The sequence below is a fragment of the Acidovorax sp. SUPP3334 genome (genome assembly GCF_030159055.1).
Taxonomy (GTDB): Bacteria; Pseudomonadota; Gammaproteobacteria; order Burkholderiales; family Burkholderiaceae_C; genus Paracidovorax.
The window spans coordinates 37,163-51,323 of record NZ_BQXQ01000007.1 but is presented as its reverse complement, the minus strand read 5'-3'; the positions used below and the strand labels follow the sequence as shown (position 1 = coordinate 51,323).

Genomic DNA, 14,161 nt, shown 5'->3' with positions numbered 1-14,161 from the left:
CCCTGCCCGCCCCCGGCTCTTCAATGGCTCTCTGAGGCAGCAGGCACGATGGTTGACGTGCCGCCCGACGCATCGGTGGCCGGATAGCCCACGATGTCGGCCAGCGCCGGGTAGCCGCTGATGGCATGGGCCGCCAGCCGTCCGCCCATGGTCGCGCCCTCCGCGCTGCCCACGTTCAGGCCGGTATAGATCCAGTCGCCTGCGAGCACCAGGTTGGTGAAGCCGGATTCCCAGGCCTTGAGCCGGGCTGCCGTGCTGCCCGGCGGGCTGATCACGTAGCGCTCGGACGGATCGATGTTGGCGCGCCAGAACTGCTGGTCGAACCGTTGCACGCCCAGGCCCGGATTGGCCGGATCGTGGTCTTGCAGCAGGCTGAAATCCATGCCGGTCGGATCGCCCGGCGGCGACACCGCATTGGTGGTGGACTTGGGCAGCAGCGGCCCCATGCACACCTGCAGGTACTGGATGCACTGCGCCTTCACCCGGGCGTGGGCGCGTGCGGGATAGTCGGTATCGGTCAGCGGTGGTGGCGGCTCGTAGTCCGCCATCGCACCCGAGAAGTACCAGAGCGATTTCGGCATCTGGGCGGCCGGCCAGGACTCCCACTGCAGCAGGTGGGTGAAGTCCACCTGCCCATCCAGCGGGTTCATGTAGGTGGCACCGATCACCGTGTCGGTGGGGTTCTTCATGGGAATGTCCCAGCCCAGGTCGGTCGTGGTGCGGTTCAGCCAGACCTGCATGGTCTGCGTCTGAACGGTAGGCACCTTCTCGACCATGTTGCGCCACGCGGGGCGGGCGGCCAGCAGTTCCTTGCACAGGTAGGGCACGGCGCCCACGGCGATGGCCAGCACCACCTGATCGAAGTCTTCGCCGGCCTTCAGGGTTTTCTCGCCCACGTTCTTCCACGGCGTCCAATACGACTCCAGGTCGATGTTCTGCTCGCGCAGCGCATCGCCCTGCACCAGTTGGTCGTAGCCGGGGCCCGAAGGCCAGGACGGCAGCCCCTCGACGGGCACCAGCGGCTCGTAGGGCGAGTCAGGCTTCACCAGCGTGGCCTGCACGCCCATCTGCACCGCGGCGACCGACTGGCCATCGGCCGACAGGGCCAGGTTCTCGACCTTGTGGAAAAACTCGAACTGCACGCCGCGCTGGCGCAGCACCAGGTACAGCGGCGCGATCACCGTCTCGCCGGTACCCGCCGCGAAGAGCCAGGCGAAAGCGCCCATGTAGGCGTAGCTGCGCAGCGACCAGTGCAGATAGGCCCCGGCCGCCATGCTGGCGGTGCGGGCCGTGTCGCCCTGCGGGTACTGGTACGACAGGTTCACCGTGTTGAGCGCCAGCGGCGAGGACACGGTCATCACCGAGGCGCCGTGGCGCGCCAGCCAGTCGCTGAAGTTCTCGTTGTCGATCACATCGAAGCCGCGTTCGATGATGTGGTCGGCCAGCACCCCCCGAACGATGGACAGCAGGTATTCCAGCAGGATGTACAGGTGCCGCAGATCGCCGTTCTCATCGATCAGCGCTTTCAGGTGCGACTGCAGCCATTCCCACACCTCGTCGAGCACCGGATGGGTTGCGCCCAGCTGGGTCGTTTCGTCGAGGATCGCGGTCTGCAGGCGCTCCAGGATCTCCTGGCCGGCGAGCAGCTCCAGCTTGTGCATCTCGCTCAGTCCCGGCGTGGCCTTCGGGTCGATCAGGCCCTGTGCGGTCTCGATCAGTCCGCCGATCCACTGGCGAATGGTCTGCAGCGACGAGGAATCGTCCGGCGTGAGCGCGTTGGTCGGCACGGTCATGGGCCAGCGCTTGAAGCCGCCGTTTTCGAACTCCCACATCAGCACGAAGCTCTCGGGAATGAAGGCCTGCTCGAACGTGGCCAGCTTGGCGTCCGCGGGACGGCCCAATGCCTTGTAGCAGTCGGCCATGAGCGGCAGCGCGTTGTAGTAGCTGCCCAGAAAACCGTGGATGCCGTGCTCTTCGATGCGGTTGTTGGGTCCCCGCTTGGTGGCGCACTTGCCGCCCAGGCGCCAGCCCATCTGGTAGATGGTGATGGCGTATCTATCCTGCCAGCCGGGCTGGCTGGTCAGTTCGTAGGCCGCCGTGAGGGCGGCCAGACCGCCCCCGAGAATGGCGATTTTCTGGGGTGAACGATTCGCGTCAGACATAACTTCTTCCCTCTTTCTCTCTCTTTGGATGGCCGGTGGCTTCTTGTCGGAACGTTTTCACGGTCCTGGCGTGATGGGTTCGCCTCACTCGCTCCAGCCCGCCTCCCGCAGGCAGTCGGTGTAGCGGTTGAAATGGTTTTCGTCCACGAAGGGGTGCCCGGCCTTCAGCGCCTGCAGGGAGTAGGGGCCGAACTTTTGCGCCTGCCGCAGGGTTTGCTGGGCGTTCTCTCGCAGCCCGGCCGCGACCTGGCAAGCCGCCAGCAGGTAATGGTTGAAGAACCAGTCCGGCCGTTTCGACAGGGCCTGCAGCGCGAACCCGAGCGCTGCCTGGTAATCCTCTTCGATGAAGCTGGCCAGCGCGCGCGTGCGAATCCAAAGGCTCAGGTGCGGATCGAGCGGGCTGGCCTCGCAGGCCTGCAGCGCGTAACCCGCGGCCTCCTGCGTGCGCCCGCAAAACGCCAGCAGGCGCCCCAGTTCGCCCGCCGCTGCGGCGAACTGCGGATAGATCGACAGCGCATGCTCCTGCTCGGAGATCGCCTGCGGAAAATTGTGCGAAAACGAAAGCACCGTGCCCAGCGTGAAATGGGCGAACGCGTCGGTGTCGTCGTGGCTCACCGCCAGCAAGGCGAGGCGGTTGGCCTCGGCGATGTCCATGCGGGCTGAATCGGACCAGCCCGCCCACACCCGAGACATCAGCACGAAGGCCATCAGCGCCAGGCTGGGCGGATCGTCAGGCTTGGTATCCAGCGCCTTCTGCGCGAAATACTCTGCCTTCTGCATGTGGTCGCGCGTGGACCGCCAGAAATGCCAGCGAGCGCGCATCAGCAGTTCCCAATGCTCCCGGTCGCGCGGGGTGGTCTGGCTGCTGACCCATTCTTCGCGCCGCAGATAGACCGGCTCGATCGCGCTCACGATGGCGGCCGATATTTCGTCCTGCACCTGAAAGAGATCGTCCACCGGGCGGTCGAAGCTTTGCGCCCAGATGGTCTCGTTGCGCGGGCCATCGATCAGCTCTGCGGTGATGCGAAGCCGGTTGCCGTTGAAACGGATCAGCCCCGTCACGAGGTAGCGCACGCCCAGTTGCTGGCTGATGGTGCCGTTGGGGGGCAGCGGATGCCGGTAGCTCACGGAGGAACTGCGGGCGATGACATACAGCCAGCGCGAGCGCGAAAGCCGGTTGATGATGTCCTCGGCCATGCCATCGGCAAGATAGCCCTCTTCGGCGACCCCACCCGCCACGCCGAAAGGCAGCACCGCCACCGACCGCGATGTACTCGGCGCCGCGATGGCCGCCGGCTCGGGCACGGCCTTGTCCGCTGCCAAGGCCTCCACCGGCGCAACGCGGGCGACGAACCGGTAGCCCTGCCCCGGAATCGTCATGATCAGTTCGGCGCCCAGCAGCTTGCGCAGCGAAGAGACGTGCACCTGCAGGTTGTTCTCCTCCACCACCATGCCGGGCCAGACCAGGTTGAACAGCTCCGACTTGGTCACCAGAGCGCCCGCCTTGTGCACCAGAGCGCACAGCACGTCGAAGGCACGCGCCCCCAGCAAGACGGGCTTGCCATGGTCCAGCAACTGGCGCTCATGGACTCTCAAAGTGAAGTGGGAAAACGTGAATTCAGTGGTCATTGCGCCTGCACAAGGTCTTGTTCCATGAAACGACCCGGCCTCCCCCGGTTGGAAGCCGACTCTACACCAAGATTGTTTCAGAACGCTTCAGGATTTTCCAAGGCTTGTTAAGGGCAAAGCACGGACGTGCCGCACAAAATCCGCCCACTCGTGAAACGCATTAAGGAGGGGTTTATTCAAGGGATAAAAAAAACCGTTGAATATTCTTTCAACGTGCGTCATGAGCCACTGCCCGGAAAAATACGCCGTATTTTCCGAAGCATTTTTCGCAAAGAAACAATAGAAAGCCAAGAGATGTCCGACTGTAACTGCAACCAAAACAACGTTCAATCCAACAGCAACGCAGAGCATGTGCCGAATTTCGCCGTCGCAGGTTTCGACGGAGAACATACGGCCAACTTCGATGCCATCGCTTCCGCATTCGAAGGGGTGGATGCGGCGCAGATCAAAGCCTGCGTCAGCGCGACCTACGATCCGGCCACGAAAAAGCTGTGCTTCAAGCTGCCGATCATCGGCCATTTTTGCATTACCCTGCCCATCCCCGTGCCATTCGGGGCAGACCTCAAGGTTTGCGCCCAAACGTGCGGCATTATTCCTCGCGGCGCGAAAATCACCGTTTATCTGAATGGCCATGCCATTTACAGCACGACCGTCGGCAAGTGCTGATTATTCGACGCATGGAGGGCAGCAAGGGTTAATCCCCCGAAACGGGACCGATGATTTATTCACCGGCATTCAACCTCCATTCGAAATAGAAAAAGGCCGCACTGGAACACTCCAGCGCGGCCTTTTTCATTCGATTCGAATGGCTGCTACTGTTTTCAACCCGCCAACGCCACGAAGACGTTCTGCACGTCGTCGTTGCCGTCGATGGCCGCCAGGAACGATTCGACCTCTTCCAATTGCTCGGCGCTGAGGTTGGCCGGGTTCACCGGGTTCTTGGGCCGGTAACCCAGCTTGGCCGCCAGCACCGTGAAACCTTGTGCCGGCAACGCCCGGCACACCAGGTCCAGATCGGTCGGGTCGGTCCAGAACGTGGTGTTGCCCTCTTCCTCGCCGGGCTCGAAATCCTGGGCGCCAGCTTCGATGGCGGCCATTTCGGGGTCGGCATCGGCAGAGGCTGGCTCTGCTTCGATGATGCCCACGTGGTTGAAGTCCCAGGCCACCGAGCCGGACGTGCCAAGCTGGCCCTTGCGGAACAGCACCCGCATCTCGGGCGCGGTGCGGTTCACGTTGTCGGTCAGGCACTCCACCATCACCGCGACCTGGTGCGGGGCGAAGCCCTCGTAGATGACCCGCTCGTAATTGACGGCGTCGCCAGAAAGGCCCGCGCCCTTCTTGATGGCACGCTCCAGCGTGTCCTTGGGCATGGACACCTTGCGGGCCTGCTCCACCACCAGGCGCAGCCGTGCGTTGCCCGCCGGGTCGGCGCCGCCGCGCGCGGCGACCATGATTTCCTTGACCAGCTTGCCGAACAGCTTGCCTTTGGCATCCGCGACCTGTGCCTTGCCCTTTGCTTTCCACTGCGCGCCCATCGTGACGATTCCTTGTGTTGCGGCGCTCCAAAGGCGTCCGGCTTCGTTGATTGGATGACAGGCCGGGCGGCGGCTCGGAAAAAAGGATCCTTGCGCCCAGCGGCGCGGCACGGGCGCCCGACCCGAAGGGCATCGGTTATACACCCAGGCACCCTTGCCGCCGCAGTCTCCGTGGCGATCTGAGCAAAAAAGACCTCCTGCCGCCGTATTGATTGCCTGCATAGCTATTAAATCGATAGCGCAATACGCCTCACCCTTATCGACTGCTCTCGCCCTCGCCCTCGCTGTCACCGTCACCGTCGCGCGGGCGCCGGCTCCGCGCCTGCGGCTTGGCGGCTGACCGCAAGACGGCCTCCCAGGCGCGGCTCGCCCATTCGATGGCCTCGGCAGGGCCTTCGTACATCTCTGCAGGGGCTTGCCGGTATGACGGAGCGACCGGGCGGCCGCTGCGCTCGTAGAAGAAGGGCCGCAACCCTTTTCGCTCGAAGGCCGGTTCCGTCTGCGCATCGGCCTTGAGGTACAGCGTGTCGTGAATCACCAGCGCCAGCATGAGCCCTTCGTGAAACACGCCCCAGCCTCCGAACATTCGGCGCAGCTGCACGGGCCTCCAGGGGGCGAAGACCGAGGGAAGTTCCTGCGCGAAAGCGCTCATGGGATTGGCAGGTGGTTTTTTCACGCGCGAAACGATCCTGAGGGGGGTAGTCGATGGGAGCGCGTTGTGTCCGCCCGGGCGAGCACGCTGTCGATGGGCTGAGGCATTGAACCGGTGTTGCGCACTGCTCACTGGCTGCTCCGTAACGGAACAGTCGGTACAGACCGGTTCAGAGCGGTACAGATCGGGCGGCTCATGCCGAGAAATATCAGACCCCATCAAAATCGGCACCAGCGCAATCAAAACCTTGTTTTATTGCTATCAATTTTGATATTCAACGGGGCAGAAGCCAACTGGCACGGGCATTGCGCGAATGTCCGGGCCCGCACCACTCGCCGTGGCGCGGAACACCAACCGTTCCAAGGAGACAAGCACCATGAACATGGCAGAAATCGCCAGCCTCGGCATCGCCAACCCTTACAAGAAGCAATACGGCAACTACATCGGCGGCCAGTGGGTGGCGCCCATCGACGGGCAGTATTTCGAGAACGCTTCGCCGATCAACGGGCAGGTGTTCACCTCCATTCCCCGATCCAACGACAAGGACATCAACGCCGCGCTGGATGCCGCCCACAAGGCCAACGCCGCCTGGGGCAGGACCTCCACCACCGACCGGGCCAATGCCCTGCTGAAGATCGCCGACCGCATGGAGGCCAATCTGCTCACCATCGCCGTGGCCGAAACGCTGGACAACGGCAAGCCGCTGCGCGAAACCATGGCGGCGGACATTCCCCTGGCCATCGACCATTTCCGCTACTTCGCCGGATGCATCCGCGCGCAGGAAGGCGGCATCAGCGAGGTGGACCACGAAACCATGGCCTACCACTTCCATGAGCCGCTGGGCGTGGTCGGACAGATCATTCCTTGGAACTTCCCCATCCTGATGGCGGTGTGGAAACTGGCACCGGCGCTTGCCGCCGGCAACTGCGTGGTGCTCAAGCCCGCCGAGCAGACGCCCGCCTCCATCCTCGTGATGCTGGAGCTGGTGGGCGACCTGCTGCCGCCCGGCGTGGTGAACGTGGTCAACGGTTTCGGCCTGGAAGCCGGCAAACCGCTGGCCAGCAGCCCACGGATCGCAAAAATAGCCTTCACCGGCGAGACCACCACGGGCCGGCTGATCATGCAGTACGCCAGCCAGAACATCATCCCCGTCACGCTGGAGCTGGGTGGCAAGAGCCCCAACGTGTTCTTCGAAGACGTGATGGCGGCCGACGACGGCTTTTTCGACAAGGCGCTGGAAGGGTTCGCGATGTTCGCGCTCAACCAGGGCGAAGTCTGCACCTGCCCGAGCCGCGCGCTGGTACAGGAGTCGATCTACGAGAAGTTCATGGAACGCGCGCTGAAGCGCGTGGCGGCCATCAAGCAGGGCCACCCGCTGGACAAGAGCACCATGATCGGCGCGCAGGCCTCGCAGGAGCAGCTGGAAAAGATCCTCTCGTACCTGAACCTGGGCAAGCAGGAAGGCGCCGAGTGCCTGATCGGCGGCGAGCGCAACCACCTGGGCGGCGACCTGGCCGGCGGCTACTACGTGAAGCCCACGGTGTTCAAGGGCCACAACAAGATGCGCATCTTCCAGGAAGAGATCTTCGGCCCCGTGCTGTCGGTGACCACGTTCAAGACCGAGGAAGAAGCCCTGGAGATCGCCAACGACACGCTCTACGGCCTGGGCGCCGGCGTGTGGAGCCGCGACGGCTCACGCGCGTTCCGCATGGGCAAGGGCATCCAGGCCGGCCGCGTGTGGACCAACTGCTACCACCAATATCCCGCGCATGCGGCCTTCGGGGGCTACAAGCAGTCGGGCATCGGCCGCGAGAACCACAAGATGATGCTGGACCACTACCAGCAGACCAAGAACCTGCTGGTGAGCTATTCGCAGGCGCCTTTGGGGTTCTTCTGACCGCTTGATCTGGGTCAGCACGCATGCGGGTGTCCGGGCCCAAGGTGAAAGGCCCGACACCCGTTCCCACCATTGCCTGCACTGCAGGCGAAAGGATCTTTTCACCATGACCGCCAAGACCATGAAGGCCGCCGTCGTCCGCGAGTTCGGCAAGCCGCTGGCCATCGAACAAGTGCCGGTTCCGACGCCCTCGGACGACCAGGTTCTCGTGAAGATCGAAGCCTCCGGCGTTTGCCACACCGACCTGCACGCGGCCGAAGGCGACTGGCCGGTGAAGCCCAGCCCCCCGTTCATCCCGGGCCATGAAGGCGTGGGTTTCGTGGCGGCCATCGGCAAGAACGTCAAGCACGCGAAGGAAGGCGACCGGGTTGGCGTGCCGTGGCTGCATTCCGCCTGCGGCCATTGCACCCACTGCATGGGAGGCTGGGAGACCCTGTGCGAATCGCAGACCAACACGGGCTATTCGGTCAACGGCGGTTTTGCCGACTACGCCCTGGCCGATCCGAACTTCGTGGGCCACCTGCCCAAGGACATCGGCTTCATCGAAATAGCGCCGGTGCTGTGCGCCGGTGTCACGGTCTACAAGGGGCTCAAGGTCACCGACACGAAACCCGGCGACTGGGTGGCGATCTCGGGCATCGGCGGCCTGGGCCACATGGCCGTTCAATACGCCAAGGCCATGGGCCTGAACGTGGCGGCGGTGGACGTGGAAGACGACAAGCTCGAACTGGCCCGCCAGCTCGGTGCGAGCGTGACGGTGAACGCCAGGACGACCGACCCGGCCGCTTACCTGCAAAAAGAGATCGGGGGCGTGCATGGCGCTCTGGTGACGGCCGTGTCGCCGAAAGCCTTCGAGCAGGCGCTGGGCATGGTGCTGCGCGGCGTGACGGTGCGCGGCTCCATCGTGGGCACCCAGCTCGACCTTCAGGAGTCGCTCGACTTCGCGGCGCGGGGACAAGTGAAAGCCACGGTCGCCAGCGAGAAGCTCGAAAACATCAACGACGTATTCGCGCGCATGCACCGGGGGCAGACCCAGGGGCGCATCGTGCTGGACATGGGGGCATCATGACGACGCCCCCCGCCGAATCCATCGAGCCGGCAGTGCCGGCCACATCCGCCGGGGCCGCAGATGCGCACGCCGCCTGCCGCGTGTCGGCCACGCCTGCGGCGGTCGCGCTCATCGAGCGCCTGGCCGCGCAGCACGGCCCGCTCATGTTCCACCAGTCGGGCGGCTGCTGCGATGGCAGCGCGCCGATGTGCTTCGCGCTGGGGGAGTTCATGGTGGGCGATGCCGATGTGCTGCTGGGCGAGATCGCAGGGACGCCGTTCTACATGAGCCGCTCGCAATTTGCGTACTGGGAACACACGCACCTCATCATCGACGCGGTGCCCGGCAACGGCGGCATGTTCTCGCTCGAGCGGCCCACGGGGCTGCGTTTCCTGACCCGGTCGCGGCTGTACAGCGATGCGGAATGGAAAGCCGTCAGCGCGCTCGGGCCGCCACGCTGAAGGTTGCGCGCGCCCCCATCGGCGGCTCGGCAGATGCAGCATGCGCGGCCTGCATCGCCTTCAAGTGGCGGTAGATGGTATTGCGTGACACGCCCAGCGCACGCGCAGCGGCGGACACGTTGCCGCCATGCGCGTCCAGCGCCCGCCCCAACGCCGCCGCGGTGGTGTCGCCCAGGCGTGGCACGGCAGTGCCGGAAACGGGAGCGCCCGAACGGAACGGCAAAGCATGCCCATCGGCAGTCCCCTGCGGTCCAGAAGACGCACTGCGGTGGAAAGCCGTTTCGCCCGCCGAGTCCGCCATGCCGTTCGCGTGCGCCAGCAACTGGTCGCAATCCTCCAGAAAATCTTCGGGCAGGTGCGTTCGCTGGATCACACCGCCATCGCCGCGCGCCATCAGCGCGCCGGTGCGCAGCACGCTGCTGAGCTGGCGCAGGTTGCCCGGCCAGGCATGCGCGGCGAAGAGCGCCATGGCTTGCGGCGCGATCCGCGGCACCGCACCGCCCGTGGACCCCATGGACCCCGTGGACTCCTCGGCCTGGGCGCGGAGGACGCGCTCGACGATCACCGCAAGATCGGTGCGCTCGCGCAGTGCCGGCAGCCGCACGACCAGGCCATTGAGCCGGTAATACAGGTCATCGCGGAACGTGCCTTGCGCCATCATCTCGCGCAGGTTGCGGTGGGTGGCGCAGACCACCGCGACATCCACCGGCACCTGCCTGGCTGAGCCCAGCGGCGATACGCTGCGCTCCTGCAGCACGCGCAGCAACCGGGCCTGCATCGACAGCGGCATGTCGCCGATTTCATCGAGAAACAGCGTGCCGCCATCGGCCTGAGCGATCTTGCCCACGCTGCCCTTGCGCCGCGCGCCGGTGAAGGCACCTTCGTCGTAGCCGAACAGTTCGGACTCGATCAGCGACTCGGGAATCGAAGCGCAATTGACCGCAACGAACGGCCCGCGGTGGCGAGGCCCGTCCTGGTGAATGGCGCGGGCCAGCAGCTCCTTGCCGGTTCCGGTTTCGCCGAGGATCAGCGTGGACACATCGCTGCCCAACAGCCGCGTCACCCGGTCGATGACCTGGGCCAGTTGCGCATCGCCCGTATCCAGGTAGCACAGGCTGGACAGCTTGCCCGGCATGGCCTGGCGGGGGCGCGCGGACCGGGGCATTGCGCCGTCGCCCGGCTCTGCCGCATCCGCCGAACGTGATGGCAGGCCTCGATGGTTCTTTGCGCATGCCGCATCGGTCAGGCCGCCCGCTTCATTGAGATCGTCGCGTTCACCCGCTTCGGCCATCGGCAGCAGCGTGCCCGACCGCAGGCGGAACTCCACCTGGGCCTGGACCGCAACGCCACCGGGCAACTGCAAACGCAACAGTTCCGGAACGGACTGCCGCGCATGCGCGAGCAGCGCGCCCATCGACAACCCGAACAGCGAGGGGAAGGTGTGCGCCTGCAGCGCGTTGGCAGACAGCCCCAGCTGGAACTGGCCGCTGCGGTTGGCCGCGAGAAATCGGCCATCGGGGGTGAACGCGGCCAGCCCTTCCACCAGCGTGCCCAGAAACTCCGGGCGGGCATGAAAGCGCAGCCGCACCGCGTCTTCGAAGACTTTGCCGAAAAGGTGGTTCTCCACCATCTTGGCCGACATGCGCACCAGCGCCAGGGTGTGGGCGCTCTGGCTGCGGTGGTCGCCGCTCACGTCGAGCGCGCCGATCACGCGGCCGTGCGGATCCAGGATGGGCGCGCACGAACACGTCAAAAAGTGGTTGGCTTGCAGGAAGTGCTCACTGCCATTGACCTGCAGCGCTTCGCCCAGTGCCAAGGCCGTGCCGATGGCGTTGGTGCCCTTGCTGCGCTCGGACCAAGCGGCGCCGGGGCGCAGGGCAACGCGGCTCGCACGGTCCAGGAATTCGTCGTCGCCCAGCGCGTGCAGCACCACGCCTCGCGCATCGGTCAGCAGCACCATGCTCTGGGTGCCGGCGATCTGGGCCGACAGCGTTTCCATCACCGGCCGCGCATGGGCAAAGAGGGCTTCGTTGCGGGCCACCATCCAGGCCAGGGCCTCGGCGTCCACCGGCTGCAGATCCGCCGCTTCGGTCCGCCGAAGGCCGAATGCGGTGGAGCGCTCATGGGCCCGCGCGATCTGCTGCGCTGCCAAAGCGGCCATTTCGCCCGGCATCGTGCCGGGCGCACCGAGGAATGCGTTCGTCTGCATGCTGTCTCCTTGGGGCTCAGTCGTCGCCCGGCATGGCTGGCGTGCCGGGGTGCCGGGGTGCTTGCGGCTGGCACCTTAGCACCAACGGCTTTCGCCGTCGCTCCCCAAAACCCTGGAGGCCCATCGGGCGGCCGGGCGCAGCGAGCACTGCGCCGCCAGACCCTACCGCGCAAACGCGGGAGAAGGCTCAACCCGCCCCGAGGGACGGCGCGCCCAGCGCGTGGGCCAAGGCGCCGAGCACCGCTCCGACCTCGTGCTCCACCTTGAGCGACAGCAGGGGATCGGCCCGCGTGCGCCCCCAGTTGACGGCGGCCACCGGCTTGCCTGCGTCCACCGCCATCTGAACGAAGCGAAACCCCGAATACACCATGAGCGAGGAACCAGCCACTAGCATGGCATCGGCCCGCAGCAACGCATCGCGCGCGGCCTGCACCCGCTCGCGCGGCACGCTTTCGCCGAAGAAGACCACGTCGGGCTTCAATACGCCGGTGCCGCAGCGGGGACACGGCGGCACGTCGAACGCACTGAAATCCTGCAGTTCCAGGTCGGCATCGCCGTCGGGTGCGGCCTGCGCCTGCAGCGCGGCCCAATCCGGATTGCGGCGCAGCAGTTCTGCCTGCAACTGCGCGCGGGGCATGCGGGCTTCGCAGGCCATGCAGCGAACGGTGTCGATGCGGCCATGCAGGTCGATGGTTTGCCGGCTTCCGGCCGCTGTGTGCAAGCCGTCCACGTTCTGGGTGAGCAGCATCTCCACCCGCCCTGCCGCCTCCAGTGACGCCAGTGCGTGGTGTGCTGCGGCAGGCTGTGCGCGGCCCATCACGCGCCAGCCGATGAAGCTGCGGGCCCAGTAGCGCTGCCGCGTGGCGACGTCGCCCATGAATGCCTGATAGGTGAGCGGAGGTGGGCGCTTCCAGTCCCCGTTGCCATCGCGGTAGTCCGGTATGCCTGCCGCGGTGCTGCAGCCTGCGCCAGTCAGCACGAACACCCGGGGGTGCGCGGCCATGAACGCCACCAGCGCAGGCAAACCGCTCGCAGATGACGTCGGCTCAACCGCGCTGGCAGAGGGTGCAGGCGCCGCACCGGGATCTCGGGGTGGGGTCAGGGACATCGGTTTTCGATTCAAGCTTGCGTTCACATCGCCGGCGCAATGCTCTCAGCGTAGTCGTACAGGGCACCCAGGATTTCTTCTCCCCGCTCATCGGCTTCGGCTCCCAGCTGGTCCAGCCGCGCGAACAGTTCGTCGAAGGTGAGTGCGCCGCCAGAGCCTTCCATCAGGCAGGCCACGCGATGGGTTTCCCAGCGTTCCTGGTCCGCCGCATCCAGCGTGTGCGGAAAATTGCGCGCACGGTAGCGCCACACCAGCTCTTCCAGCCGCTCATCGTCAAAGCCTGTCTTGGCCGCAGCCAGTGCTTCGGGCGGCAGGGTGCGCAGGCGGTTCAGTCGGCGCCGATCCTCATTGCCCAAGAAGCCGCCGTACAGGTCCTGATCCACGTCGGGCGCGGCTTCTTGCGGGCGGGTAAACACGCTGGCCCAAATGGCGCTCATGTCGGGCAGGTCGCGCGCCACCTCGGCGTGGCCGGCCGCCCGCTCCAGGTCGATGGACCAGCGCTCGGCCATTTGCGCCGTGAGGGTGTTGACGTTGCCCACCACCATCGGCGACTTGTTCAAATGCACGGTCTTGATGGGCAGACGCGCCACGCCTTCAGGCAGGGCATCCGTCCGGCTGAACAGGCGCTCGCGGATCGCATCGGCGCCCAGCAGGGCCAACTCCGACGGGTCGTGGGCCAGGTCCCAGGCGATCAACTCGTTCTTGTTGGTCGGGTGGCTGGCCAGCGGCCACATGACCGCCACACAGCCGCGCTCGGCAGAGAACATGCCCGAGATGTGCAGAAACGGCCGCGCCGTTTCTGCCGTTGCCGGCAAGCGCAGTTCGGCAGCGACGCGGTCCTTCTTGTGCAGCCCGAGCGCGAACTCGAACAGCTTGGGCTGGCGATCGCGGATCAGCCGCGCCAGCGCGATGGTGGCGCGAACGTCGGACAGCGCATCGTGCGCTGCCTCGTGCACCAGGCCATTGGCCTTGGACAGGTGCTCCAGCTTGAAGCTGGGGGAACCGTCTTCCTTCTTTGGCCAGACGATGCCGTCGGGCCTCAGCGCGTAGCACATGCGCACTACGTCGAGCAGATCCCAGCGGCCGCACTGGTTCTGCCATTCGCGGGCATACGGGTCCATCAGGTTGCGCCAGAACATGAAGCGCGTGATTTCGTCGTCGAACCGAATGGTGTTGTAGCCGACCCCGATGGTGCCGGGCAATGCCAGTTCGGCCTCGATACGGGCGGCGAATTCATGCTCCGGCAGACCACGCTCCAGCGCCAGTTGCGGCGTGATGCCGGTGATCAGGCACGACTCGGGATCGGGCAGGTAGTCGGGCGCGGGACGGCAGTAGACCATCAGCGGCTCGCCGATTTCGTTCAGCTGCGCATCGGTGCGAATGCCGGCGAATTGCGCAGGCCGGTCACGGCGCGTGTTGGCGCCAAAAGTTTCGTAGTCGTGCCAGAAAAAGGTATGCAT

At 65.5% G+C, this 14,161-nt stretch carries 11 protein-coding genes; 4 read left to right on the top strand and 7 right to left on the bottom strand.

The window, feature by feature from the left end; translation table 11 throughout:
• Positions 1 to 20 precede the first annotated feature (20 nt).
• Both AVHM3334_RS05305 and AVHM3334_RS05300 read right to left on the bottom strand, forming a co-directional pair.
• Positions 21 to 2,162, bottom strand: coding sequence for an NAD(P)-binding protein (locus AVHM3334_RS05305; RefSeq protein WP_284410266.1), 2,142 nt, complete (start codon positions 2,160 to 2,162; stop codon positions 21 to 23).
• An 84-nt stretch (positions 2,163 to 2,246) separates the two neighbouring features.
• A complete protein-coding gene (locus AVHM3334_RS05300; RefSeq protein WP_284410265.1) occupies positions 2,247 to 3,791 on the bottom strand; it encodes a winged helix-turn-helix domain-containing tetratricopeptide repeat protein in 1,545 nt (514 codons plus the stop codon).
• Between the two features lie 150 nt (positions 3,792 to 3,941).
• Between AVHM3334_RS05300 and AVHM3334_RS05295 the strand changes: the two genes are divergently transcribed.
• The gene (locus AVHM3334_RS05295) at positions 3,942 to 4,457 is read left to right on the top strand and encodes a hypothetical protein (protein ID WP_284410264.1); all 516 of its coding nucleotides are present in this window, start codon (positions 3,942 to 3,944) and stop codon (positions 4,455 to 4,457) included.
• A 155-nt stretch (positions 4,458 to 4,612) separates the two neighbouring features.
• Here AVHM3334_RS05295 and AVHM3334_RS05290 read toward each other — a convergent pair whose 3' ends face one another.
• Positions 4,613 to 5,326, bottom strand: a complete 714-nt coding sequence (locus tag AVHM3334_RS05290; RefSeq protein WP_092745062.1) for a YebC/PmpR family DNA-binding transcriptional regulator — start codon at positions 5,324 to 5,326, stop codon at positions 4,613 to 4,615.
• A gap of 256 nt (positions 5,327 to 5,582) precedes the next feature.
• Positions 5,583 to 5,978, bottom strand: a complete 396-nt coding sequence (locus AVHM3334_RS05285; RefSeq protein WP_284410263.1) for a TfoX/Sxy family protein — start codon at positions 5,976 to 5,978, stop codon at positions 5,583 to 5,585.
• Positions 5,979 to 6,354: 376 nt separating this feature from the next.
• On the opposite strand from AVHM3334_RS05285, the gene adh reads away from it, so the two are divergent.
• The 3 genes from adh to AVHM3334_RS05270 all read left to right on the top strand — a co-directional run bounded on the left by adh (position 6,355) and on the right by AVHM3334_RS05270 (position 9,384).
• Entirely contained in the window at positions 6,355 to 7,875 is a 1,521-nt protein-coding gene (gene adh, locus AVHM3334_RS05280; RefSeq protein WP_284410261.1) for an aldehyde dehydrogenase, read from the top strand.
• 106 nt (positions 7,876 to 7,981) lie between these two features.
• Positions 7,982 to 8,944: a zinc-dependent alcohol dehydrogenase gene (locus AVHM3334_RS05275; protein WP_284410260.1), complete on the top strand. Its 963-nt coding sequence runs from the start codon at positions 7,982 to 7,984 to the stop codon at positions 8,942 to 8,944.
• A complete protein-coding gene (locus AVHM3334_RS05270; protein ID WP_284410259.1) occupies positions 8,941 to 9,384 on the top strand; it encodes a DUF779 domain-containing protein in 444 nt (147 codons plus the stop codon). The genes AVHM3334_RS05275 and AVHM3334_RS05270 overlap by 4 nt, the downstream gene beginning before the upstream one ends.
• Here the strand turns inward: AVHM3334_RS05270 and AVHM3334_RS05265 are convergent.
• The 3 genes from AVHM3334_RS05265 to sbcB form a co-directional block, all read right to left on the bottom strand.
• Positions 9,359 to 11,557 carry a sigma-54-dependent Fis family transcriptional regulator gene (locus AVHM3334_RS05265; protein WP_502869860.1) on the bottom strand — a complete coding sequence of 733 codons (2,199 nt, stop codon included), beginning with the start codon at positions 11,555 to 11,557 and terminating at the stop codon, positions 9,359 to 9,361. The genes AVHM3334_RS05270 and AVHM3334_RS05265 overlap by 26 nt on opposite strands.
• Positions 11,558 to 11,780: 223 nt before the next feature.
• Positions 11,781 to 12,701 (bottom strand): NAD-dependent protein deacetylase, encoded by a 921-nt coding sequence (locus tag AVHM3334_RS05260; RefSeq protein WP_284410257.1) that lies wholly within the window; start codon positions 12,699 to 12,701, stop codon positions 11,781 to 11,783.
• 23 nt (positions 12,702 to 12,724) lie between these two features.
• Positions 12,725 to 14,161, bottom strand: coding sequence for an exodeoxyribonuclease I (gene sbcB / locus AVHM3334_RS05255; protein WP_284410256.1), 1,437 nt, complete (start codon positions 14,159 to 14,161; stop codon positions 12,725 to 12,727).

Bases quoted from the DNA above. Each gene is read 5' to 3' on its own strand.
- AVHM3334_RS05305 (WP_284410266.1), bottom strand. From the start codon at position 2,162: ATGTCTGACGCGAATCGTTCACCCCAGAAAATCGCCATTCTCGGGGGC.
- AVHM3334_RS05300 (WP_284410265.1), bottom strand. From the start codon at position 3,791: ATGACCACTGAATTCACGTTTTCCCACTTCACTTTGAGAGTCCATGAG.
- AVHM3334_RS05290 (WP_092745062.1), bottom strand. From the start codon at position 5,326: ATGGGCGCGCAGTGGAAAGCAAAGGGCAAGGCACAGGTCGCGGATGCC.
- AVHM3334_RS05285 (WP_284410263.1), bottom strand. From the start codon at position 5,978: ATGAGCGCTTTCGCGCAGGAACTTCCCTCGGTCTTCGCCCCCTGGAGG.
- adh (WP_284410261.1), top strand. From the start codon at position 6,355: ATGAACATGGCAGAAATCGCCAGCCTCGGCATCGCCAACCCTTACAAG.
- AVHM3334_RS05275 (WP_284410260.1), top strand. From the start codon at position 7,982: ATGACCGCCAAGACCATGAAGGCCGCCGTCGTCCGCGAGTTCGGCAAG.
- AVHM3334_RS05270 (WP_284410259.1), top strand. From the start codon at position 8,941: ATGACGACGCCCCCCGCCGAATCCATCGAGCCGGCAGTGCCGGCCACA.
- AVHM3334_RS05265 (WP_502869860.1), bottom strand. From the start codon at position 11,557: ATGCCGGGCGAAATGGCCGCTTTGGCAGCGCAGCAGATCGCGCGGGCC.
- AVHM3334_RS05260 (WP_284410257.1), bottom strand. From the start codon at position 12,701: ATGTCCCTGACCCCACCCCGAGATCCCGGTGCGGCGCCTGCACCCTCT.
- sbcB (WP_284410256.1), bottom strand. From the start codon at position 14,161: ATGCATACCTTTTTCTGGCACGACTACGAAACTTTTGGCGCCAACACG.